Origin of the sequence: Comamonas sp. 17RB (assembly GCF_030056555.1) — a bacterium.
Classification (GTDB): Bacteria; Pseudomonadota; Gammaproteobacteria; order Burkholderiales; family Burkholderiaceae_C; genus Comamonas; species Comamonas terrigena.
The window spans coordinates 388,619-411,869 of the sequence record NZ_JASHHY010000003.1; the positions used below are offsets into that span (position 1 = coordinate 388,619).

Sequence of the window (23,251 nt, forward strand, 5' to 3'; positions counted from 1 at the left end):
CCGAAACACCGTCCTCGATTATTTCACCGTCGATTCGATGACATCCATGGTTTCATGGCGGATGTCCTTGCCTTCGACCAGGTAGATGATTTGCTCGGCCACGTTCTTGGAGTGGTCCCCGATGCGCTCGATAGCCTTGGCCACGAACAGCAGGTCCAGGCTGGGCGAAATCTTGCGCGGATCTTCCATCATGTAGGTGATGAGCTTGCGCACAAAACCATCGAATTCGTGGTCGATCAGATCGTCCTCCTTGAGGATGACCACCGCCGACTTGGTGTCCAGCCGCGCCAGCGCATCCAGCGCCTTGCGCAGCATGCTCGAGGCCATCTCGGCCGCGACGCGCAGCTCCCCTGCGGGCAGCGATCGGGCGGCACCGCTTTCAATGATGGACTGCACCATGCGGGCAATCTTGTGGGCTTCGTCGCCCATGCGTTCCAGATTGGCCGTGACCTTGGAAAAGGCCATCAGCATGCGCAGATCGCGGGCCGTGGGCTGGCGCCGGCCGATGATGGAAGAGAGTTCGTAGTCGATCTCGACTTCCATCGCATTCACGCGCGCTTCATTGGCGTTGATCTGCGCAATCGAATCGGTGCTGAACTGCGTGAGGGCATGGACTGCCTGGTGGATCTGTTGCTCCACCAGACCGCCCAGCTCCATGACACGGGCCGAGACGCGGTTGAGTTCCGAGTCAAACTGCGAGGAAAGATGCTTGTCTGGCATGTAGTTGCTCCTCAGCCGAAGCGGCCGGTAATGTAGTCTTCGGTTTCTTTGCGCTGGGGCTTGAAGAACATCTGTTCCGTCTCGCCGAATTCCACCAGATCGCCCAGGTACATATAGGCGGTGTAGTCGCTGCAACGTGCTGCCTGCTGCATGTTGTGGGTCACGATCACCACGGTGTAGTCGCTCTTGAGTTCGGCAATCAGCTCTTCCACCTTGGAGGTGGAAATCGGATCCAGGGCCGAGCAGGGCTCGTCGAGCAGCAGCACTTCCGGCTTGATGGCGATGCCGCGCGCAATGCACAGGCGCTGCTGCTGGCCACCGGACAGGCCGGAGCCGCTTTGCTGCAGCTTGTCTTTCACTTCCGACCACAGCGCCGCCTTGCGCAGCGCCCATTCCACACGGTCGTCCATGTCGGCGGCGCTCAGGTCTTCAAACAGCTTCACGCCAAAGGCAATATTGTCGTAGATGGACATGGGGAACGGCGTGGGCTTCTGGAACACCATGCCCACCTTGGCGCGGATCAGCGCCACGTCCTGCTTGCTGGTCAGCAGATTCTCGCCGTCCAGCATGATCTGGCCTTCGGCACGCTGCTCGGGATAGAGCTCGTACATGCGGTTGAAGGTGCGCAGCAAGGTGGACTTGCCACAGCCCGAGGGCCCGATGAAGGCCGTGACCTTCTTTTCGGGGATTTCAAGGTTGATGTTCTTGAGGGCGTGGAACTTGCCGTAGTAGAAGTTCAGATCACGCACCGACAGCTTGGCGGTGCTCACCGGATTCAGGGTAGTCGCAGTCATCTGCATGTTTCCTTGCTATTACTTTTGGCGGGTCAAGACACGCGCCAGGATGTTCAGTGCCAACACGGCCATGGTGATCAGGAACACGCCCGCCCATGCCAGTTGCTGCCAGTTTTCGTACGGGCTCATCGCAAACTTGAAGATGGTCACCGGCAGGCTGGCCATGGGCTTGGACAGGTCGGCATTCCAGAACTGGTTGTTCAGCGCCGTGAACAGCAGCGGAGCCGTTTCCCCGGCGATGCGGGCCACGGCCAGCAGCACGCCGGTGATCACGCCGGCACGGGCCGCACGCAGGGTGATACGGATGATGACCTTCCACTTGGGCGTGCCCAGCGCATAGGCAGCCTCACGCAGGTTGGATGGCACCAGGGTGAGCATGTTCTCGGTGGTGCGGATCACCACCGGAATCACCAGCAGCGCCAGCGCCACGATGCCGGCGTAACCCGAAAAGCTCTTGAAGCGCGCCACCACCACGGCATAGACAAACAGGCCGATCACGATGGAGGGGGCAGACAGCAGAATGTCGTTCACAAACCGCGTGGTGCCGGCCAGCCAGCTGCGCGGGTCGTATTCGGCCAGGTACACACCGGCCATCACACCGATGGGAGTCCCCACCAGCGTGGCCATCAGCACCATGGTCAGAGAACCGAAGATGGCATTCGCCAGCCCGCCCTCTTCATTGGGCGGCGGCGTCATGTCGGTGAACAGCGCGGCATTCAGGCCGCCCAGTCCCAGGCTGACGGTTTCCCACAGAATCCAGATCAGCCAGAACACGCCAAAGGCCATGGCAGCCAGCGACAGGGTCAGGGCAATGCGGTTCAGGCGCTTGCGCTTGGCATATTTGGTCTGGCGGCGAGCAGCCAGGTCGGCATCTTGCAGCATGCGTTGGCTGGTGGTGCTCATGCTCGTGCTCCTTCATTCTTTTTCAGGCGGTTGAGCAGCACCTTGGACAGCGACAACACGACAAAGGTGATGAAGAACAGCACCAGGCCCAGATAGATCAGCGATGCCTGGTGCAGGCCTTCGCCAGCTTCGGCAAACTCGTTGGCCAGGGCCGAGGTGATGCTGTTGGCCGCCTCGAACACCGACAGCGAATTCAGCTGGTTCATGTTGCCGATCACGAAGGTCACGGCCATGGTCTCGCCCAGCGCACGTCCCAGGCCCAGCATGACGCCGCCCAGCACACCGGCCTTGGTATAGGGCAGCACCACTTTCCACACCACTTCCCAGGTGGTGGAGCCCAGGCCGTAGGCCGACTCCTTGAGCAGGGCGGGTGTGACTTCAAACACATCGCGCATCACCGAGGCGATGAACGGAATGATCATGATGGCCAGGATGATGCCGGCCGACAGGATGCCAATACCGACAGGCGGGCCCGACACCAGGGCCCCCAGATAGGGCACGCCATCCAGCAGGGACTGCAGCGGCTGCTGCACATAGGTGGCCAGCACGGGGCCGAACACCATCAGGCCCCACATGCCGTACACGATGGACGGCACGGCAGCCAGCAATTCAATGGCCGTTCCCAGCGGGCGCTTGAGCCAGGCGGGCGACAGCTCGGTCAGGAACAGGGCAATGCCGAAACTCACCGGCACCGCGATCACCAGCGCGATCAGCGAGGTCATCAAGGTGCCGTAAATCATCACCAGACCGCCGTATTTGTCCTGCACGGGGTCCCACTCGCTGTTGACCAGAAAGCCCAGACCGTATTCCTTGATGGCCGGCCAGGCACCAAACAGCAGCGACACCAGAATGGCCGCCAGCAAACCCAGGGTCACCCATGCGGCCGCCTTGGCCAGCAACGCAAACAGACGATCCGCCATCACCCCGGTGATCAGGGGTGAACGGCGGGGAGATGGGGTACTGGCACGGCGGTCCGACGCTTGCGCGTTCGTCAAACCAGGGGCCGAAGTCGTTTGTGACACAGAGGGCACCTTGAGAAGAAGCTGACCTGCCGCAGGCGCCAGAGGCTCCCGCGGCAGGAGAAGAACGAAAGATTACTTCACAGCGATGGTCTGGCCTGCGGCATTCTTGATGCCACCCCAGGACTTGTAGATCACTTGCTTGACGGGTTCAGGCATGGGCACATAGTCCAGACCGGCGGCCGTTTGGTCACCCGACTGGTAGGCCCACTGGAAGAACTTCAGCGCAGCAGCTGCCTGCTCGGGCTTTTCCTGCTTGGCGTGCATCAGGATGAAGGTGGCGCTGGTGATGGGCCATGCGTCCTTGCCAGGCTGGTTGGTCAGGATCTGGAAGAAGCTCTTGGACCAGTCGGCACCGGCAGCAGCTGCCTTGAAGGTGGCGTCATCCGGCGTCACGAAAGCGCCGCTGCTGTTTTGCAGCAGGGTGAAGGTCAGCTTGTTTTGCTTGACGTAGGCGTATTCCACGTAACCGATGGAGTTGGGCAGGCGACCCACGAAGGCGGCCACGCCTTCGTTGCCCTTGCCGCCGGCACCGGTGGGCCAGTTCACAGCCTTGCCTTCACCCACTTTTTCCTTCCACTCGGCGTTCACCTTGGAGAGGTAGTTGGTGAAACCGAAGGTGGTGCCCGAACCATCGGCGCGGCGCACCGGAGCGATGGTGGCGTCCGGCAGCGCGACACCGGGATTCAGGGCCACAATGGCAGCGTCATTCCACTTGGTGATCTTGCCCAGGTAGATGTCACCCAGCACCTGGCCGCTCAGCTTGAGCTGGCCGGGGGCAATGCCCTTGATGTTGACCACGGGCACGATGCCGCCGATCACGGTGGGGAACTGCACCAGACCCTTCTTGGCCAGTTCATCGTCCTTCAGCGGCTCGTCCGAAGCACCGAAGTCCACGGTCTTGGCTTCGATCTGCTTGATGCCGGCACTGGAGCCCACGGACTGGTAGTTGATCTTCACGCCAGTGGCCTTGTGGTAATCCGCAGCCCACTTGGAGTACAGAGGAGCAGGGAAGCTGGCGCCCGCACCCGTGGCTTCCTGCTGTGCCCACACAGCAGACACACCGGCCACAGCCACCACACCCGTCACCACACCACGCAACACAGACAACTTCATGAGAAACCTCTCGGTTATGAAAAAGTGATAGGCGTGAATGTAAAAAGGCTTTGTGACAGTGTCGTGACATAAAAAAGGTGTCGCAAGCCTTTGCAACCCAGACGCAGCCGGATTTTGCGCCACCTTGCCAAGCGTCACCAATCTGTCACACAGTCGGCGTAGCGTGCGCCCTCTGCGCTTCTGTCAAGGAAGCACCATAGGCTTTCGCGCGGATGTCATCTCCGCGTCAGCGACGCTGCTAAGCTTGTCCCCTTTTCGCCCGTACCTGTTTTTCGCTTCATGCCACACGCCACGACACTCGCCGCCATCGACCTGGGCTCCAACAGTTTCCGGCTGGAAATTGGCAGCTATGAGCACCTGCAGATCCAGCGGGTCGAATACCTCAAGGAAACCGTGCGCCAGGGCAATGGGCTGGATGACGAGCGCAACCTGTCACCGGAAGCCATGGAACGCGGCTGGGCCTGTCTGGCAAGGTTTGGCGAGCGCCTGCGCGGCTTCGACCCCCAGCGTGTGCGTGCGGTGGCCACACAGACATTGCGCGAAGCCCGCAACCGTGAGGCTTTTGTGCAGCGCGGCAGCGAACTGCTGGGCTTTCCCATTGATGTCATCAGCGGTGAAGACGAAGCACGCCTGATCTACCGCGGTGTGGTCAGCCAGCTGCCGATGAGCGATGAACGGCGCCTGGTGATGGACATTGGCGGCCGATCCACCGAATTCGTGCTGGGCCATGGCGTGCAGGCCGAAGCCCTGGCGTCCTACCGCATTGGCAGCGTGGCCTGGTCCATGCGCTACTTCCCCCAGGGCGTGCTGACCGCAGAAGCCTTTGCCAATGCGGAACTGGCCGCCCGCGCCGTGCTGGACGAGGCGCTGGACACCTTCCGACCCGGCAGCTGGGACTGTGCCTATGCCTCGGCAGGTACGGCCAATGCCGTCGGCGAGGTCCTGATTGCCAATGGCCGCAGCCAGGGCGTGATCGATCGCGACGGCCTGGACTGGCTGCTGCAGCAGCTGTTGCGTGCCCAGACGGTGGACCGCATCCGGCTGGAAGGCATGCGCGAAGACCGCCGCCCCATGCTGGCCGGCGGCATCAGCATCATGCGTGCGGCCTTCGACCTGCTGGGCATTGACTCCATGCAGATTGCCCAGGGCGCACTGCGCCAGGGCGTGCTGCATGACCTGATCGATGCCGACCTGCCCACGGGCGACCTGCGCACTGCCAGCGTGCAGGCCCTGGCCAACCGCTTTGCCGTGGAAACCGCCCATGGGCGCCATGTGGCCGACACCGCCCAGCACCTGTGGCGCGAGATGACCGGCAGCACCCAGCCGCAGCACCACCTGCTGGAATGGGCCGGCCTGCTGCACGAGGTGGGCCAGCGCATCAACCGCAGCGACTACCACCGCCACAGCGCCTACATCCTGCAGTACAGCGGCGCCAAAGGCTTTGCCGAGGACGAGTTGCTGCACCTGGCCCTGCTGGTGCTGGGCCACCGCGGCAAGCTCAAGAAGGTGGAAGACTTCATCAGCCAGGCTCCCGGTGCCATGGAACTGCTGGCCCTGCGCCTGGCCGTGATCCTGTGCCACGCCCGCCAGGCCCCCCAATTGCAGGGCATGCAGTTGCTGCGCCGCGGTGCCAGCTTCACCCTGCGTGCGCCGGCCCACTGGTCGCAGCAGTTTCCTCAATCCGCCCATCTGCTGGCGGAAGAGGCGGAAGCCTGGTCCAGGACGCCGTGGAAACTGCAACTCCTGCTGGACTGAACGCCGACACCGTGCCGGCTGCCTGACAATGGCTGCACGGCCGTTGCGGGAGTGCGCTGCATACGCACCGGCAATGGCCAGGACTGCTGGGAATGCCTCCCGGGCGGCGCCCAGGCAAGGCAGCACAGCCGCACACGGCAATGTCACCCACCATTCGCTCGTGCATGCGTGCATGCACGAGCGGCCGGTCCGCATTCCACCCCCGTGCGCGCCCCCCCCTGCGACAGAGGCCAAGTATGACGGCGCGAGGCCGCAGCCGGCGTCAGCCTGCCGCGTAACGCTGCATCAGTGCCTGCTGTGCGCCCAGGCCGGTCTGGGGATGCGGGGGCGGCAGATAGCGGCCATCGGGCTGCTGGCTCCAGGCATCCCCGTCATCGTGCAGATAGGCCACCAGGCATTCGTCGATGATCTGCTGGCGCAGCACCGCATCCGTCACCGGCCAGGCCAGCTCCACACGCCGCAGCATGTTGCGGCTCATCCAGTCGGCGCTGGACAGGTAGACATGCTCGTGCACACCCCAGGCAAAGTAGAAGACGCGGGTGTGTTCCAGAAAGCGGCCGATCACCGATCGCACGCGGATGTTGTCGGTCTGCCCGGCCACCTGCGGCGGCAGCATGCAGGCCCCGCGCACAATCAGATCGATCTGCACCCCGGCCTGCCCGGCCGCCATCAGGCCGCGTATCAGGGCTTCATCTGTCAGCGCATTCATCTTCACCACAATGCGCGCCGGCTTGCCCTGGCGCGCGGCATCGGCCGCCTTGCCTGTCAGCGCCAGCAGACGGTCATGCAGGGCAAACGGCGCCATCACCAGGCGCTGCAGCTGGGGCATGTGGTTCTGGTTGGCCAGATGGCTGAATACGGCATCCATATCGGCCGTGGTGCCGGCATCACAGGTCAGATAGCCGAGATCGGTATACAGTCGCGCCGTGCGCATGTTGTAGTTGCCGGTGGACAGATGGCCGTAGCGCCGCAGGCGCCGACCTTCGCGTCGCGTCACCAGCAGCATCTTGGCGTGGGTCTTGAGTCCCACCACGCCATAGACCACCTGGGCGCCCACATCCTCCAGAGACTCTGCCCAGTTGATGTTGGCTTCCTCGTCAAAGCGGGCCTTGAGCTCCACCACCGCCATGACCTCCTTGCCGCGGCGCACCGCCTCGGCCAGCAGCCGCATCAGCTCGGAATCGGCACCGGTGCGGTAGATGGTCTGCTTGATCACCAGCACCTGCGGGTCGTTCACGGCCTCGCGCAGCAGCGCCAGCACGCCATCAAAGCTCTCGAACGGCTGGTGCATCAGCACATCGCGCTGGCGCATCTGCGCCATGATGGAGCTGCCTTGCGCCAGCTGGCGCGGCCACACCGGGCGCCAGGCGGGGAACAGCAGTTGCGGCGCATCCACCAGCTCGATCAGTTGCGCCAGCCGCCCCAGATTCACCGGCCCCTTGACGCGGAACAGCACCTGCGGCGGCAGCGAGAACTGGGTGAGCAGCATCTGCGCCAGCGTGTCGGAGCAGCCAAAGTCCACCTCCAGCCGCACGGCCATGCCGTAATGCCGATGGTGCAGGCCCTGGCGCAACGCGGTCCGCAGGTCCGGCACATCCTCCTCATCCACCGAGAGATCGGAGTGGCGCGTGACGCGGAACTGCGAAAACTCCTGCACCTTGCGGCCGGGAAACAGGTCCTTCAGATGGGCACGCACGATGCTGGTCAGACTGACGAACAGGCGCTTGCCTTCCGTGACCTTGGCCGGCATGGCCACCAGGCGCGGCAGCGCACGCGGCACACGCAAAATGGCCACATCATTGTGGCGACCGAAGGCATCATTGCCCTGTAGCCGCACGATGAAGTTCAGCGTCTTGTTGGCCACCTTGGGAAAAGGATGGGCCGGATCCAGCCCGACCGGCACCAGCAGCGGCTGCACCTCCTTGGCGAAATAGCTGTGCACCCATTCCCGCTGGGCCGCCGTGCGGTCGCGATTGGCCACCACGCGAATGCCGACACGCCCGAAGGCCGGGCTGATCTCTTCGTTGTAGATCCGGTACTGCTGCGTCACCAGGGCATGGGAATGGTCGGCCAGGGCCTGCAACGGTGCCGGCATGGCCGCCCCCTGCTCGATGGCCGCACGCATGGCCGTCACCTGTGGGGCGGCACGCACCTCGAAGAACTCGTCCAGATTGGAGGAGACGATGGTCAGGAACCGCAGCCGCTCCAGCAGCGGCACATCGTCGCGTATGGCCCAGGCCAGCACGCGTTCGTTGAACGCCAGAATGCACAGGTCCCGGTCCAGCAGCGGCAGCACTGGCGGCGCCGGCACGGGCAACAGGGTCACCGTTTCCACGGGCGCACTGGGGGTGGGCGTCGCACCCAGCTCCAGCGCTGCCACCACCACGTCTGCACTCCCACGCATGGGGACATCGCTGACAACAGCTTCTTCTGTCATCGCGTTGTCATCGAAGGCGGTGGAAGCGGCATGCATACAAGAAACCCGAGTGGAGAAGCATCCAGTATTGGCGGTCAATGTGACAAACCCGTGACAACGGCATGACACACTCTGCCATACCGCCCCGGTACCTCGCCGTGCGGCCGCTGCAGGCACTGGGACTTTGGTCGTTCTGTCAGGGCTGACACAGGCTTCGGTGGTAATCTGCGCGGCTTGGCTTGGGGGCACATGCACATGAAAGAGGGAAGCGCGCTGGCCGCAATCGACATCGGCTCCAACAGCATTCTGCTGGAGACCGCGCGCTTGGAACATGGCCATATCCGCCTGCAGTTACATCGCAAGGAAACCATCCGCCTGGGAGGCGCCCTGGATGCCGACGGCCGCCTGCAACCCGAAGCCATGGAGCGCGGCTGGGACTGTCTGCTGCGCTACGCCCAACTGATAGCCCATGTGCCACCCGCGCTGCGCAAGGTGGTGGCCACCCAGACCCTGCGCGAAGCCACCAACCGCCAGATCTTTCTGGACCGCACCGCATCCATTGTGCAATGCCCCGTGGAGGTCATCACCGGTGAGCAGGAAGCGCAGCTGATCTACCAGGGCGTAGCCTTGTTCCTGCCCGACGACCACCATCCCCGGCTGGTAGTGGACATCGGAGGCCGCTCCACCGAGCTGGGCTGGGGCCGGGGCAACGCGCTGCGACACGCCAGCTCCTACCCCTTGGGCAGCGTGGGCTGGGCACAGGCCTTCTTTCCCGATGGCACGCTGTCTGCCCCCGCCTTTGCCCAGGCACGCGAGGCAGCGCTGTCCGTGCTGGCCCCGGCACGCCTCCTGGCCGACCAGCTGGCCACGGCATCCAGCGCGCAGGTATACGGTGCCTCCGGCACGGCGGGCGCCATCAGCAAGGTGCTGACGGCCCAGGGCCATACACCGGGCAGCATCAGCCGCGAGGCACTGTGGGCGCTGCGCGACCAACTGCAGTCCTGGGGCCATGTGCGCCACCTGGCCAGCCTGCAAGGACTGCGCCCCGAGCTGCTACCGGTCATCGGTGGCGGCATCAGCGTGATGTGTGCAGTGTTCGAATTGCTGGGGCTGCGGCAGATGCGCATGGCCCAGGGGGCACTGCGGCACGGGCTGCTGGTCAGCCTGGCACAGGCCGGCCCGCAGAATGGCTGAAGAACACCTTGACCTGGTCCATGTGCAGCCCATTCCGGGCAGATCACTGCATGCCATTGGCACCTGATGCGCAGAATCAGCTGCGTTGATCCGAACCATCGCAGCCTCTGTACCCCTGACCCTGCACCACACCGCAAGTCCAGCCGCGGCAGGACAGGCGTTGCTGCAGCGACTTGCCATCCTGGCCCTCACCGTGATAATGCTTCGGGAAAGAGACCACTGTGGCCGAACCTTCCACATCTGCCCCCCTGCTGCTGAACGCTGCACGCACCAACACGGTTGCGTGGCTGGTGTTCACGCTGGGCTTGCTGCTGTCAACTGCACTGATCTGGCATCTTGAACGCCAGGATCAGCAGCAGGCCCGCGCCCTGGCCAACGATGTCGCGACCGACCACGCGCGCTATCTGGAACGTGGCATCGGCCAGGCCCTGGCCGCCAACAAAGCCCTGGCCGCCGCTGTGGCACAGACCCACGGATCCATCCAGGCGTTTGAAGAGACGGCCCGCCACCTGATCGTGATGTACCCGGAAGTCAGCGCCATGTCCCTGGCGCCCAACGGGGTGATCCAGGTCGTGGTGCCCCTGGTGGGCAACGAGGGTGCGCTGGGCTTCAACCAGTTGAACTCCCCCCAGCAGCAGCACGAAGCCGAACGGGCACGCGACAGCAACCAGCTGACCCTGGCCGGCCCCATGCCCCTGGCGCAGGGCGGCACCGGTATCGTGGGACGCATGCCGGTGTTTCTGGAGGCCGGCAAATTCTGGGGCTTCACCAATGTCACCCTGCGCCTGGAATCGGTCCTGAAAACAGCGCGCCTGGAGCGCCTGAACGCACGCGGCTACGACTATGTGCTCTGGCGCGTCCCCCCGGGCAGCGACACCCCGCAGATCATCCAGGCGGCCGGCACCACCCTGTCGGCCGCGACCGTCCACCAGCGCATCGAATTGCCCAACAGCGAGTGGATGCTCAGCGTCATGCCGCGCAGCGGCTGGCTCAACCCTACCACCTTGCTGATGCGGGCCCTGGCAGGCCTGTTGTTTGCTTCCTTGGTCGGCGCCTTGACCAAGCTGCTGCTGCACCTGAAAGCACACGAGGCCAATCTGGAGCAGATGGTGAACCAGCGCACCCAGCAGCTCCAGGACGCCCAGCGCCAGCTGCGCGCCACCATCGACGCCATCCCCGATGTGCTGATGGAACTGGATCGCGAAGGCCACTACATCAGTGTGCACAGCCCGCGCCCCGACATGCTGGCAGCCCCCCGGGAGGCTTTGATTGGCAAGCGCTTCACCGAATTTCTGCCCGAGAAAGACAGCCGCATCGTCTTCAACGCCTTGCAGATCGCCGAAACCTCGGGCTGGGCCAGCGGTTTCAGGCTGCAAGTTCCGACCCGCGATGGGCACAGCAAATGGTTCGAGCTATCGGTGGCCCGCAAAAGCCCGGCATTTGCCTCCGAAGCGCACTTCATGGTGCTGTCGCGCGATGTGACCGAACGGGTGCAAGCCGAGCAGGAGCTCTACCTGACCTCCCAGGTGTTTCGCCAAAGCAGCGAAGCCATTGTCATTTCGGATGCCATGCACCGCATTGTCCAGATCAACCCGGCCTACTGCCGCCTGAGTGGATTCGGTGCACCCGAAGCCATTGGCCAGCTGGCCAGCCTGGACATGGCGCAATCCGGCGCACCCAGCGAGCTGCCTGCCGAGCCCTACCTGCTCGTGCAGCGCACCGGCCAATGGGAAGGCGAAACCCAAGGCATGCACCGCAACGGTACCCCTTACCAGCAGTACCGGACCATCACGGCCTTGCGCGACGAGCAAGGCCGGCTGACGCACTGCATCACCCTGTTCCGCGACATCACGCAGCAGCGCCGGGACCAGGAACGCATACGCCACCTGGCGCATTTCGATGCCCTCACCGGCCTGCCCAACCGCAGTCTGCTGTCCGAACGTGTCACGCAAGCCATCCAGAACCAGCGCACCGCCGAAGGCTGCGCCGCCTTGCTGTTTCTGGACCTGGACCATTTCAAGAACATCAACGACTCACTGGGCCACCGTGTCGGCGACCGTGTCCTGGTGGCCCTGGCCCGGCGGCTGCAACTGCAATTGCGCCCCCAGGACACGGTGGCGCGCATGGGCGGTGACGAATTCGTGGTACTGGTCTACGGCCGGCAGATGGCCGATGTGGAGGCCCTGGCGCAAAAGCTGCTGGACAGCACTGCAGCCCCTTTTCAGATCGATGGGCATGAGCTCACCATCTCGCTGTCGATCGGCATCGCCACCTATCCCGTGGACGGCGATGGCTTCGACACCCTCTACCAGCGTGCCGATGCAGCCATGTACCGAGCCAAGCAATCCGGCCGCAACCGCTACAGCTTCTTCACGGCCGAGCTGGAAGCGCGCAGCGCCCGCACGCTGCACATTGCCAATGCCCTGCGCCGCGCACTGGAGCGGGAGCAGTTCGCGCTGCACTACCAGCCCCAGCTGGATACCCACACCAAGGCCGTGATCGGGGCGGAAGCGCTGATCCGCTGGTACCACCCTGAACTGGGCCAGGTGTCACCCGCCGAGTTCATTCCCATTGCGGAAAGCACCGGCCTCATCATCGGCATCGGCGACTGGGTGATGCGCACAGCGGCACAGGACATGCGCCGCTGGCTGGACATGGGGATCACGCTGCGCACCGTGTCCGTGAATCTGTCACCGCTGCAGTTCCAGCATCACCACCTGCCCGAGCAGGTGGCACGCAATCTGGCCCATGCCCGGTTGCCGGCGCAGCATCTGATGCTGGAGCTGACCGAAAGTGCCGCAGTCGACGACCCGGCCGCCGCCATTGCCATGCTGGACAGGCTCAATCGCCAGGGCGTGCGCATTGCGCTGGACGACTTCGGCACCGGATACTCCTCGCTCAGCTACCTCAAGCGTTTTCAGATCCACAAGCTCAAGATCGACCAGTCCTTTGTGCGCGACCTGGAGCAGGACGCCAACGATCGGGCCATCATTGTGGCCATCATCCATATCGCCAAGGCGCTCGGCATGGACACCCTGGCCGAAGGGGTGGAAAGCGAAGCACAGCTGGATTTCCTGCAGGCACAGGGCTGCAATTTTGTGCAAGGCTATCTGTTCAGCCGCCCGCTGCCCGCGCCGCAATTTGAAGCCCTGCTGCTGGCCTGCACGCCGGCGTCCTGAAAAAGCGCCAGGCAAAGTGGACTTGCGTATTTTTTGTGCGCAGTCAAGCGAGTGTGCAAACCGACAAACATCCCGACGGGTAACACCGCCGCGCGTGACGCGCGCGTGTAACATAAGTACACATTTACCTCCCCTGCCCGCATGACGGGTCAGGGTCGCTTCCCTTTTTGTGTCTTCCGCACACATGTCCACTCTGCTGAATGCGCCTTCGCACGCCTTGCCCCTTGAAAGTGCGGAGTCGAATGCCGTTCAACGCCTGCTGCGGGAACACCAGACGCTGCTGGAAAGCGCCGATGTCGGCATCGTCTTCATCCGCCAGCGCGTGGTCGTGCGCTGCAACCGGCGCTACGCGGAAATCTTCGGCTATCTGCATCCACAGGACATGGAAGGCATCAGCAGTGCCAACTTCCACCCGACCCGCACCGAATTTCGCGAACTGGGGCGTACCGCCTACCCCACGCTGTCGCGCGGTGAAGTCTTCAAAACCGAACGCCTCATGCGCCGCAAGAACGGGCGGCTTTTCTGGGGTGCACTCACCGGACGCCTGATCAACCCGGACGACACGCGCGAAGGCTCCATCTGGATCATCGACGACATCGACGAGCAAAAGCGCTCGCAGTCGCTGCTGGGCAATGCCTTGCGGGAAAAGCAGCTGCTGTTCGACCACGCGGCCATTGGCATTGCGTTCTTCCGCAAAGGCAAGATCACCCGCTGCAACCCCCATCTGGAACAGATGCTGGGTTACGACCCTGGCGAGCTGCAGAACATCGACCCCACCAGTTTCATCCCCAGCACCCAGGCATGGGAGCAGTTGCAGCACAAAAGCCAGAGCGTGCTGTTGAACGGCCTGCGCTTCGAGGCCGAAGTCGCCCTGCAGCGCAAGGACGGCTCCGTGCTTGAGTGCGAGATGCGTTGCAAGCTGCTGGATGCCTCCGATCTTTCGCAAGGCAGCGTCTGGATCATCGAAGACATCACCGACCGCAAGCTGGCGCAGCAGCATCTGGCACAGGTACAGAACCAGCTGGAGCAGCAGGTGCGCGAACGCACCCTGGAGCTGAGTTCCACAGTGGCCGACCTGCACCGTGAAGTGCAGGACCGCTTGCAGGACCAGGAGCGCATTTACTGGCTGGCGCACTACGACCCGCTCACCGGCCTGCCCAACCGCACACTACTGGCCCAGCGCAGTGCCGGTGCCATCCAGACCGCCACCGAAAACAGCACGCCGCTGGCCGTGATCTTCCTGGACCTGGACCACTTCAAGCATGTGAACGATTCGCTGGGCCACAAGGTCGGCGATGCCCTGCTGGTGGAAATCGGCAAGCGCCTGCGCTCCATCGTGCGCGAGCGTGACACCGTGGCGCGTCTGGGGGGAGACGAATTCGTGCTGCTGCTGCCCGGCGCCAACGCCCAGGGGGCCGCCCGCGTGGCAGCCAAGCTGCAGGAGGCATCGCAGCGCCCCTACCAGATCGAGCACCATGAGCTGACCATTGCGCCCTCCATGGGCATCGCCTTGCACCCGCAGGACGGCACGGAATTCGATGCCCTGACCCAGGCGGCCGATGTGGCCATGTACCACGCCAAGCTGGATGGCCGCAACACCTACCGCTTCTTCACCCCGGAGATGCGCGCCAAGTCCTTGCGGGCACTGCAGCTGGAGAATGCCTTGCGCCGGGCGTTGGAGCGCAAGCAGTTCCAGCTGCATTACCAGCCCCAGGTGTGCCTGCGCACCGGCTCCATTCGCAGCGCAGAAGCGCTGCTGCGCTGGCACCACCCTGAACTGGGCTCCATTTCCCCGGCGGAATTCATTCCAGTGGCCGAAGACAGCGGGCAGATCCTGCAGATCGGTGAATGGGTGCTGAAAACCGCCGTAGAACAGCTCAAACAATGGAACCAACAGGGACTGGGCAACATCAAGGTGGCCGTCAATCTGTCGGCAATTCAATTCCACCAGCCCCAGCTGCCTGAAATGGTCAGCCGCATCCTGACCGAGTCCGGCATTTCACCCGACCTGCTGGAGCTGGAGCTGACCGAAGGTGTCGCCGTCCAGGATCCCCGCACGGCCACGGCCACGATGGACCGTCTGAACTCCCACGGCATCCGGCTGTCCATGGATGACTTTGGCACCGGATACTCGTCACTCAGCCAGCTCAAACGGTTCCAGATTTACAAGCTCAAGATCGACCAGTCGTTCATCCGCGACATTGACCACGACAGCAATGACCGCGCCATTGTCAGCGCCATCATCCGCATGGCGCAGGCCCTGGGCATGCAAACCACGGCCGAAGGCGTAGAGACGCAGGCGCAACTGGAGTTTCTGCAACAGCAAGGCTGCGACGAGGCCCAGGGCTACCACTTCAGCCGCCCGCTGCAGGCAGGAGACTTCGAACACTTCTTCCGCAGCTACGCACAGTCTCACTGAATCTCTGCACACAAAAAACGGGGCCCTTACAGGGCCCCGTTTTTTCATGGAGGGTGGCGCCATCGCCTCACGCCCTCAGGCGTACAGTCATCCCGCATGCGCAGCATCCGCCAGGCCTTGCGCCAGGCGGTGGGCCAGCGCAGCATCCTGCGCCTCCACCATCACGCGCAGCAGCGGTTCCGTGCCACTGGCACGGATCACCACCCGCCCGTAATGGCCCAGCTCCTTCTCGGCCTCGGTCTGCGCCTGTGCCAATGCCGTGTTGGACTTCCAATCCTGGCCTGGCTGCAGGCGCACGTTCACCATGACCTGGGGATACAGCGTCAACCCATCCAGCAGCGCTGCCATGGTCTTGCCACTGCGTGCACAAGCCTGCAGCACCTGCAGCGCACTCACCAAGCCATCGCCGGTGGTGTGCTTGTCCAGGGCCAGCAGATGTCCCGATCCCTCTCCACCCAGAATCCATTGGCGCTGCTGCAGTTCCTCCAGCACATAGCGGTCGCCTACCTTGGCGCGCACCATGGGCACGCCCTGGCTTTCCAGGGCTTTTTCCACCGCCATATTGGTCATCAGGGTGCCCACCACACCGCCCACCGGTTCGCTGCGTCGCAAACGGTCCTGCACCATCAGGAACAGCACCTCATCGCCATTGAAGATGCGCCCTTGCGCATCCACCATCTGCAGACGGTCGGCATCGCCATCCAGGGCAATACCGTAGTCCGCATGGTGGGCGCGGACAGCCTCGGCCAATGCCTGCGGATACGTGGCCCCGACACCGTCGTTGATGTTCAGCCCATCCGGCTGGCAGCCGATGGCCACCACATCGGCGCCCAGCTCATGGAACACCTGCGGTGCAATCTGGTAGGCCGCGCCGTGGGCGGCATCCACCACGATCTTGAGACCACGCAGGCTCAGATCGTTGGCAAACGTGCTCTTGCAGAATTCGATATAGCGGCCTGCCGCATCGTTGAGCCGGCGTGTCTTGCCGAGATTGCGCGAATCGACCCACGAAGGCTCGGCATCGATCAAGGCCTCCACTTCTTCTTCCCAGGCATCGGGCAGCTTTGTACCTTGGGCGCTGAAGAACTTGATGCCGTTGTCCGGGTACGGGTTGTGGCTGGCACTGATCACCACCCCCAGGCTGGCGCGCTGTGCCCGCGTCAGATAAGCCACGCCGGGCGTGGGCAGCGGTCCCAGCAGAATGACGTCCACTCCTGCCGCATTGAAACCGGCTTCCATCGCGGCTTCCAGCATATAGCCCGAAATACGGGTGTCCTTGCCAATCAGCACCGTCGGACGGTCTTGCGTCCGCTTGAGCACGCGGCCCACCGCATGCGCCAGGCGCAATGCGAAATCGGCCGTGATCGGCGCCTTGCCGACCGTGCCCCGGATTCCATCGGTACCAAAATATTGACGCGCCATGGCGCTCCTCCTCTTTTTATGGCTCTACCCGCTGCTCACGCAGCATCGTGTGCATGCATGGCATTCCAGATCTTCAATGCCGCCACCGTATCCGCCACATCGTGCACACGCACGACACGTGCACCACGCTCCACCGCCAGCACGGCAGCCGTCACACTGGGCACCATGCGCTCATGCACGGGCAAGCCCGTCACGGTTCCCAGTGAGCCCTTGCGGGACCATCCTGCCAGCAGCGGCAAGTCTAGGACCAGTAATTCTTGCTGCCTGGCAAGCAGTGCAAAGTTTTGTTCCACGCTCTTGCCGAAGCCGATACCGTAGTCCAGCGTGATGCGCTCGCGCGCCACCCCCAGCTGCTCCAGGCATGCCACCTGCTCCGCCAGAAACTGGCGCACCGGAGCAATGGGATCGGCTTGCATGTGCTCCAGGTGCATGGTCTGCGGTGTCTGGTGCATGTGCATCAGGCACACGCCACTGCGCGGATGCGCCGCAATGATCTCCCGGGCACCTGCTTGGCGCAAAGCCCATATGTCATTGATGATGTCGGCGCCGGCATCCAGCACCGCCTGCATCACCTCTGGCTTGTAGGTGTCCACAGACACCGGCACCTGCAGGCGCACCGCTTCCTTGACCACTGGCAGCACCCGCGCCAGCTCTTCGTCCAGGGGCACCGCCGGACTTCCGGGGCGTGTCGATTCGCCACCGATGTCCAGGATATCGGCCCCCTCTTTCAGCAGCCTTTCTGCATGTGCCATGGCCGCACTGGTACCGCCATGCCGCCCACCGTCCGAAAAGGAATCCGGTGTCACATTCACAATGCCCATGACGCGCGGTCGGCGCAGATCAATGTCAAAGCGCGTCACCTGCCAGCATGTATTCATCGCCCGTCCTTGGATTTCATCTGAAAAAACAAAGCGGGACTCCACAGAGTCCCGCTTTTCCTGAGCCTGGTGGCACCAGGATCACACCGCCGTAGGTGCTGTATCGGTGTCTACCGCAGGGGTTCCACCGCCATGGCCGCTGTCACCCGACGAGGGCGGATTGCGTGGCGTCCAGTCCTTGGGGGGACGCGGCTCCTTGCCCGCCATGATGTCGTCCAGCTGCTCCGCATCGATGGTTTCCCAATCGAGCATGGCCTTGGCCATGGCATGCATCTTGTCCGAGTTGTCCTCGATCAGCTTGCGCGCCAGGTGGTACTGCTCGTCGATGATGCGGCGCACTTCGGCGTCCACCTTCTGCATGGTCTCTTCGCTGATGCCGCTGGGCTTGCTCATGGAGCGGCCCAGGAAAGGCTCGCCTTCCTGTTCGGCATAGACCATGGGGCCCAGTGCATCGGTCATGCCATAGCGCGTCACCATGTCACGGGCAATCTGCGTCGCACGCTCAAAGTCGTTCGATGCCCCCGTGGTCATCTGGTTCATGAACACTTCTTCGGCAATGCGGCCGCCGAACAGCATCGCGATCTGGTTGAGCATGAACTCCTTGTCATAGGAGTAGCGGTCCTTCTCCGGCAGGCTCATGGTCACTCCCAGCGCACGGCCGCGCGGGATGATGGTGACCTTGTGCACCGGATCGCACTTGGGCAGCAGCTTGCCGATCAGGGCATGGCCCGCCTCGTGGTAGGCCGTGTTGCGGCGCTCTTCTTCGGGCATGACCATGGACTTGCGCTCGGGGCCCATGATGATCTTGTCCTTGGCCTTTTCGAAGTCCTGCATCTCCACGGTGCGCGCGTTGCGGCGCGCAGCCATCAGGGCCGCTTCATTGCACAGGTTCGCCAGATCGGCACCCGACATGCCGGGCGTGCCACGTGCAATGATGGCCGGGTTCACATCCTGGGCCACAGGGATCTTGCGCATGTGCACATTCAGGATCTGCTCGCGGCCACGGATGTCCGGCAAGGTCACATAGACCTGGCGGTCAAAACGGCCGGGACGCAGCAGCGCGGCATCCAGGATGTCGGGACGGTTGGTCGCAGCCACCACGATCACGCCCAGGTTGGTTTCGAAACCATCCATCTCCACCAGCATCTGATTCAGCGTCTGCTCGCGCTCATCGTTGCCGCCGCCCATGCCGGCGCCACGCTGGCGGCCCACCGCATCGATTTCATCGATGAAGATGATGCAAGGCGCATTCTTCTTGGCGTTCTCGAACATGTCGCGCACACGGGCCGCGCCCACGCCGACGAACATTTCCACGAAGTCGGAACCCGAGATCGAGAAGAACGGCACCTTGGCTTCGCCCGCAATCGACTTGGCCAGCAGCGTCTTGCCCGTACCGGGAGGGCCCACCAGCAGCAGGCCACGCGGAATGCGGCCACCCAGTTTCTGGAACTTGTTGGGGTCCTTCAGGAAGTCGACGACTTCCTTGACCTCTTCCTTGGCCTCGTCACAACCGGCGACGTCGGCGAAGGTGACGGTGTTGTTGTTCTCGTCGAGCATGCGCGCCTTGGACTTGCCAAAGCTGAACGCGCCGCCCTTGCCGCCGCCCTGCATCTGGCGCATGAAGTACACCCACACGCCGATCAGCAGCAGCATCGGGCCCCAGCTGATGAGCAGGCTCATCAGCAGCGAGCCTTCTTCACGCGGCTTGACGTCGAACTTGACGTTGTTGTTGATCAGGTCGCCCACCAGACCACGGTCAAGGTAGGTCGCGGTCGTACGCACACGGCGGTCGTCGTTGGTAACCGCCATGATCTCGGTGCCGCCAGGACTCTCCTGGATGGTGACGCTCTTGATGCGGTTGCTGCGCACATCTTCGAGGAAGTCGGAATAGCCGACATAACCAGCGCCAGCACCGCCACGGGTGTCAAACTGCTTGAACACCGTGAACAGCACCATGGCGATGACCAGCCATACGGCAACTTTAGAAAACCACTGATTGTTCAAGCGGGGCTCCAATGAAAAAGGCGAAATTCATGCACATACGGACGATGTCATCCATATGGGATGCATTTTAGGTGTTTCAAGCATGCGGATCGAAACCTTATTCCTGCCAAGGCGATAGGTCTCCGGGAAATATCCGCCCAGCGGAGGGGGCAACACCCGCGGTTGATCCACATCAAAGTGGCATCAGGTCTTGAGCCCCATTCCGATCAGGAATGTTTCCGATGAGCGGATGCGCGAGGATTTGGGCTTGAACGTCTTGACCGTGCGAAAAGTCTGGCGGAACAGGGCCACCAGCTCGTCATAACCGGGACCGTGAAACAACTTGACCACCAGCGCCCCCTCGGGCTTGAGGTGGTGGGTCGCAAAATCAACCGCCAGCTCGATCAGGTGGGTGATGCGCGCGCCGTCCGTCGTGGAATTACCCGACAGGTTTGGGGCCATATCCGACACCACCACATCCACCGCCCGCCCCTGGACCGCCTCTTCCAGCTGCGCCAGCACCGATTCCTCGCGGAAGTCGCCCTGGATGAAGTGCACGCCTTCAATGGACTCCATCGGCAGCAGGTCCAGCGAGATGATGGTGCCATTCAAGCCCCCTACGGCGGCGCCCTTGGGGGCAAGCTTGCGGCGCAGGTACTGGCTCCACGCACCGGGAGCACAGCCCAGATCCACCACAATGTCACCGGGATGGATCAGCTTGAGCGCCTCGTCGATCTCTTTCAACTTGTAGGCCGCACGGGCCCGGTAGCCGTCTTTCTGTGCGGCCTGTACATAGGGATCGTTGACATGGTTGTTGAGCCATGCCTTATCCACTTTCTTGCTTTTGGTATTGATCTTCATGCGAAATTCTTCCTGCCTCGATAATACGGCCCATGCCCCAAATTGAATTGACTCCCGCAGAGCGCCGGGAACACCGCGCCAACGCCCACCACCTGGACCCCGTGGTCCTGATCGGTGGTGACGGCCTCACACCCGCAGTCCAGAAAGAAGTGGATGCGGCACTGAATGCCCATGGCCTGATCAAGGTCCGCGTCTTCGGCGACGAACGCAGTGCCCGCGACCAGATCTACCAACAGCTGTGCGACGAGCTGAACGCGGCCCCCATCCAGCACATCGGCAAGCTGCTGGTGCTGTGGCGCCCGATTCCTGAAAAGGAAAAGGCCTTTGATGAAGACCGCATGCCCGGCCCACGCGACGTGAAGGTGCTGAAGTTCGGCAAGGCCGGTCAGCGCCCTGAGGTCAAGCAGCTGCGCGTGCTGGGCAACCAGCGCCTGACCGCCGGCGGCCAGATCAAGCGCGCCAAGCCCAAGCAAAAATCGGTCAAGAAAAGCCGTCTGGGTTGAGCGCTGCCGCGCACGCCCACGACACACCTGCCATGGCACTGAATACGACATCGGCGACGCCTGAGCGCCACATCCTCTGCATGAAGTGGGGTACCAAGTACGGCCCGGAGTACGTCAACCGTCTCTACGCCATGGTGCGCCGCCATCTCAAGGGAGATTTTCGCTTTGTCTGCCTGACCGACAATAGCGAAGGGATTCGTTCCGAGGTGGAATGCCTGCCCATTCCCTCGCTGGACCTGCCCGCTGGCATCCCTGAACGCGGCTGGACCAAGCTGACCACCTTCTCCGCCGATCTGCACGGACTGAAGGGCACGGCCCTGTTCCTGGACGTGGATGTGGTCATCACCGGCCCGCTGGACGAGTTTTTCACCTACCCCGGTGACTTTCTCATCATCCACGACCACAAGCGGCCCTGGCGCATCACCGGCAACTCGTCGGTGTACCGCTTCGAGCTGGGCGCGCATCCGGATGTGCTGGAGTATTTCCGCGGTCACTTCGAGGAAATCCGCAAGCAGTTCCGCAACGAACAGGCCTATCTGTCGGACTTTCTGCACAAGCAAGGCAAGCTCCAGTACTGGCCGGCCGAGTGGTGCCCCAGCTTCAAGTACCACGGCATTCCGAGCTGGCCCACCAACTACTGGAAAGAGCCTTTTGTGCCCGAAGGCGCGCGCATCGTCATCTTCCACGGAGAGTGCAACCCGCCCGACGCATTGGCCGGTCGCCGCAACCGGCGCTTTCGCTTCATCAAGCCTGCCCGCTGGGTGGCCGAACACTGGCGCGAATAAGCGCTACAGGAAAGCTCCCCTGCCGCTAATGGGCGGGGCATGGCCCCATCAAAAAAAGCAGTCCATCGGACTGCTTTTTTTATGGCCTGCCGGTGACCGATTGCACACGGCCCTGGCCACTGACCATCCGGCAGCACGGCCGGCAGGCATGCATCCCTTCTGCGGGACATCAAGCCGGCGGCGTGGCCTCCGCATCGTCCCGCCCCGCCAACGCGGCCACCTTCCACAAGGTGCACAGCGCGCAGCACCACTGCAGCACATGCAAGGCCACGGCGGCGTACTGCCAGACGGCGCCCTGCCTGGCCGCCACTCGCGGCGCCACGCCGTATTGCGCCACCAGCGCCAGCAACAAGCCGCCCAGCACGAACACCATGGCGGCTTGCGCCCAGGCCTCCTGCCTTTCGGCGTACTTCCGCTTGGAAACCACCAGCAGCAACGCGCAGCATGCGATGGAAATCCAGGTCTGTGCGGCCAGCAGCGCAGCGCACGCCGCAGCCGCCTGGGTGGGCGATGGCAGGTGCGCCTGCAGCACCGGCACGGCCACGCCCCCCATGGCCGTCAGGCTCCCCCACCACAGGGCAGCCAGCAGCAGCGGAAGACGTGCTTGCAGCGGTGTCATGGCCGGCGGGGGTGAAACCGCGTTCAGAGGTACTTGACCGCGACCACCTCGTAGCGGCGCTCGCCACCCGGGGCTTGGACCACGGCCACATCGCCCTCTTCCTTGCCGATCAGGGCACGGGCAATGGGGCTGGACACGTTGATCAGACCCAGTTTCAGGTCGGCCTCATCTTCGCCCACGATCTGGTAGGTCACCGCCACGCCGCTGTCTTCGTCTTCCAGATCCACCGTGGCGCCAAACACCACACGGCCTCCAGCGTCCAGCGCCGAAGGATCAATGATCTGGGCAGCCGACAGCTTGCCTTCGATTTCGCCGATGCGGCCTTCGACAAAGCCCTGGTGTTCCTTGGCCGATTCGTATTCGGCGTTTTCGCTCAGATCGCCCTGGGCACGCGCTTCGGCGATGGCCTGGATCACGGCAGGACGCTCCACCGTCTTCAGGCGCTGCAGTTCCACCTTGAGCTTTTCCGCTCCGCGCTTGGTGATGGGGATGGTGGCCATAGTCAAGTCTCCAAATTCAGCAAACACCGCACAGCGCGCGGCACTCCTGGCAGGGCCTTGCCGGACCACGCCGGACAGGGGCCCGTGCCCCAAAAGCAAACCGCCGCACGTTGCCGCGCGGCGGTTCTTGTCAATTCATTACCGGCCATTATGCCGTGTTTGCCACGGCATCCCTCCGGTAAAAC

The 23,251-nt window shown here is 63.2% G+C and carries 18 protein-coding genes; 6 read left to right on the plus strand and 12 right to left on the minus strand.

All coding sequences use genetic code 11. The features are described 5' to 3' along the window. Window positions 1-18: 18 nt before the first annotated feature. From phoU to pstS, 5 genes are all read right to left on the minus strand, one after another. Complete coding sequence (phoU, locus tag QM470_RS08090) at window positions 19-720, minus strand: phosphate signaling complex protein PhoU (RefSeq protein ID WP_066535840.1); 702 nt, start codon at window positions 718-720, stop codon at window positions 19-21. A gap of 11 nt (window positions 721-731) precedes the next feature. Continuing rightward, on the minus strand, window positions 732-1,514 hold the full coding sequence (gene pstB / locus QM470_RS08095) for a phosphate ABC transporter ATP-binding protein PstB (RefSeq protein WP_066535842.1): 783 nt from the start codon (window positions 1,512-1,514) through the stop codon (window positions 732-734). Window positions 1,515-1,532: 18 nt separating this feature from the next. Beyond that, complete coding sequence (pstA, locus tag QM470_RS08100; RefSeq protein WP_283338846.1) at window positions 1,533-2,417, minus strand: phosphate ABC transporter permease PstA; 885 nt, start codon at window positions 2,415-2,417, stop codon at window positions 1,533-1,535. Continuing rightward, window positions 2,414-3,337 (minus strand): phosphate ABC transporter permease PstC, encoded by a 924-nt coding sequence (gene pstC, locus QM470_RS08105; protein WP_349307063.1) that lies wholly within the window; start codon window positions 3,335-3,337, stop codon window positions 2,414-2,416. Before pstC ends, pstA begins: the two co-directional genes overlap by 4 nt. A 174-nt stretch (window positions 3,338-3,511) precedes the next feature. Further along, entirely contained in the window at window positions 3,512-4,552 is a 1,041-nt protein-coding gene (gene pstS, locus QM470_RS08110) for a phosphate ABC transporter substrate-binding protein PstS (protein ID WP_283338848.1), read from the minus strand. Between the two features lie 279 nt (window positions 4,553-4,831). On the opposite strand from pstS, the gene QM470_RS08115 reads away from it, so the two are divergent. After that, entirely contained in the window at window positions 4,832-6,307 is a 1,476-nt protein-coding gene (locus tag QM470_RS08115; RefSeq protein WP_283338849.1) for a Ppx/GppA phosphatase family protein, read from the plus strand. Window positions 6,308-6,569: 262 nt separating this feature from the next. Here QM470_RS08115 and ppk1 read toward each other — a convergent pair whose 3' ends face one another. Further along, window positions 6,570-8,711: a polyphosphate kinase 1 gene (gene ppk1, locus QM470_RS08120; RefSeq protein WP_502846819.1), complete on the minus strand. Its 2,142-nt coding sequence runs from the start codon at window positions 8,709-8,711 to the stop codon at window positions 6,570-6,572. 267 nt (window positions 8,712-8,978) lie between these two features. On the opposite strand from ppk1, the gene QM470_RS08125 reads away from it, so the two are divergent. From QM470_RS08125 to QM470_RS08135, 3 genes are all read left to right on the plus strand, one after another. Next, complete coding sequence (locus QM470_RS08125) at window positions 8,979-9,917, plus strand: Ppx/GppA phosphatase family protein (protein ID WP_283338851.1); 939 nt, start codon at window positions 8,979-8,981, stop codon at window positions 9,915-9,917. A 221-nt stretch (window positions 9,918-10,138) separates the two neighbouring features. Next, window positions 10,139-13,096, plus strand: a complete 2,958-nt coding sequence (locus tag QM470_RS08130; protein ID WP_283338852.1) for a bifunctional diguanylate cyclase/phosphodiesterase — start codon at window positions 10,139-10,141, stop codon at window positions 13,094-13,096. 184 nt (window positions 13,097-13,280) lie between these two features. Then, a complete protein-coding gene (locus tag QM470_RS08135) occupies window positions 13,281-15,515 on the plus strand; it encodes a sensor domain-containing protein (RefSeq protein WP_192332970.1) in 2,235 nt (744 codons plus the stop codon). Window positions 15,516-15,602: 87 nt separating this feature from the next. Here the strand turns inward: QM470_RS08135 and glmM are convergent, their stop codons facing one another. The 4 genes from glmM to QM470_RS08155 form a co-directional block, all read right to left on the minus strand. After that, a complete protein-coding gene (gene glmM, locus QM470_RS08140) occupies window positions 15,603-16,937 on the minus strand; it encodes a phosphoglucosamine mutase (RefSeq protein ID WP_283338853.1) in 1,335 nt (444 codons plus the stop codon). A 35-nt stretch (window positions 16,938-16,972) separates the two neighbouring features. Then, the gene (gene folP, locus QM470_RS08145) at window positions 16,973-17,815 is read right to left on the minus strand and encodes a dihydropteroate synthase (protein WP_283338854.1); all 843 of its coding nucleotides are present in this window, start codon (window positions 17,813-17,815) and stop codon (window positions 16,973-16,975) included. Window positions 17,816-17,896: 81 nt separating this feature from the next. After that, window positions 17,897-19,819 carry an ATP-dependent zinc metalloprotease FtsH gene (gene ftsH / locus QM470_RS08150; protein ID WP_066535881.1) on the minus strand — a complete coding sequence of 641 codons (1,923 nt, stop codon included), beginning with the start codon at window positions 19,817-19,819 and terminating at the stop codon, window positions 17,897-17,899. A gap of 183 nt (window positions 19,820-20,002) precedes the next feature. Beyond that, window positions 20,003-20,659: an RlmE family RNA methyltransferase gene (locus QM470_RS08155; protein WP_283338855.1), complete on the minus strand. Its 657-nt coding sequence runs from the start codon at window positions 20,657-20,659 to the stop codon at window positions 20,003-20,005. Window positions 20,660-20,691: 32 nt separating this feature from the next. Here QM470_RS08155 and QM470_RS08160 point away from each other — a divergent pair, with 32 nt between their 5' ends. Continuing rightward, a complete protein-coding gene (locus QM470_RS08160) occupies window positions 20,692-21,162 on the plus strand; it encodes a YhbY family RNA-binding protein (protein WP_283338856.1) in 471 nt (156 codons plus the stop codon). Window positions 21,163-21,194: 32 nt separating this feature from the next. Further along, a complete protein-coding gene (locus QM470_RS08165; protein WP_066535894.1) occupies window positions 21,195-21,947 on the plus strand; it encodes a glycosyltransferase in 753 nt (250 codons plus the stop codon). A 169-nt stretch (window positions 21,948-22,116) separates the two neighbouring features. Here QM470_RS08165 and QM470_RS08170 read toward each other — a convergent pair whose 3' ends face one another. Beyond that, window positions 22,117-22,566 carry a DUF4149 domain-containing protein gene (locus tag QM470_RS08170; protein ID WP_424949185.1) on the minus strand — a complete coding sequence of 150 codons (450 nt, stop codon included), beginning with the start codon at window positions 22,564-22,566 and terminating at the stop codon, window positions 22,117-22,119. Window positions 22,567-22,589: 23 nt separating this feature from the next. Then, window positions 22,590-23,066 carry a transcription elongation factor GreA gene (gene greA / locus QM470_RS08175; protein WP_066535897.1) on the minus strand — a complete coding sequence of 159 codons (477 nt, stop codon included), beginning with the start codon at window positions 23,064-23,066 and terminating at the stop codon, window positions 22,590-22,592. Between the last annotated feature and the right edge of the window lie 185 nt (window positions 23,067-23,251).

Excerpts from the sequence above, each read along its gene's own strand:
- ppk1 (WP_502846819.1), bottom strand. The coding sequence starts at position 8,711 with ATGCGTGGGAGTGCAGACGTGGTGGTGGCAGCGCTGGAGCTGGGTGCG.
- phoU (WP_066535840.1), bottom strand. The coding sequence starts at position 720 with ATGCCAGACAAGCATCTTTCCTCGCAGTTTGACTCGGAACTCAACCGC.
- QM470_RS08115 (WP_283338849.1), top strand. The coding sequence starts at position 4,832 with ATGCCACACGCCACGACACTCGCCGCCATCGACCTGGGCTCCAACAGT.
- pstS (WP_283338848.1), bottom strand. The coding sequence starts at position 4,552 with ATGAAGTTGTCTGTGTTGCGTGGTGTGGTGACGGGTGTGGTGGCTGTG.
- pstC (WP_349307063.1), bottom strand. The coding sequence starts at position 3,337 with ATGGCGGATCGTCTGTTTGCGTTGCTGGCCAAGGCGGCCGCATGGGTG.
- QM470_RS08160 (WP_283338856.1), top strand. The coding sequence starts at position 20,692 with ATGCCCCAAATTGAATTGACTCCCGCAGAGCGCCGGGAACACCGCGCC.
- greA (WP_066535897.1), bottom strand. The coding sequence starts at position 23,066 with ATGGCCACCATCCCCATCACCAAGCGCGGAGCGGAAAAGCTCAAGGTG.
- QM470_RS08165 (WP_066535894.1), top strand. The coding sequence starts at position 21,195 with ATGGCACTGAATACGACATCGGCGACGCCTGAGCGCCACATCCTCTGC.
- QM470_RS08135 (WP_192332970.1), top strand. The coding sequence starts at position 13,281 with ATGTCCACTCTGCTGAATGCGCCTTCGCACGCCTTGCCCCTTGAAAGT.
- pstB (WP_066535842.1), bottom strand. The coding sequence starts at position 1,514 with ATGACTGCGACTACCCTGAATCCGGTGAGCACCGCCAAGCTGTCGGTG.
- QM470_RS08155 (WP_283338855.1), bottom strand. The coding sequence starts at position 20,659 with ATGAAGATCAATACCAAAAGCAAGAAAGTGGATAAGGCATGGCTCAAC.
- pstA (WP_283338846.1), bottom strand. The coding sequence starts at position 2,417 with ATGAGCACCACCAGCCAACGCATGCTGCAAGATGCCGACCTGGCTGCT.
- QM470_RS08170 (WP_424949185.1), bottom strand. The coding sequence starts at position 22,566 with ATGACACCGCTGCAAGCACGTCTTCCGCTGCTGCTGGCTGCCCTGTGG.
- folP (WP_283338854.1), bottom strand. The coding sequence starts at position 17,815 with ATGAATACATGCTGGCAGGTGACGCGCTTTGACATTGATCTGCGCCGA.
- glmM (WP_283338853.1), bottom strand. The coding sequence starts at position 16,937 with ATGGCGCGTCAATATTTTGGTACCGATGGAATCCGGGGCACGGTCGGC.
- QM470_RS08125 (WP_283338851.1), top strand. The coding sequence starts at position 8,979 with ATGAAAGAGGGAAGCGCGCTGGCCGCAATCGACATCGGCTCCAACAGC.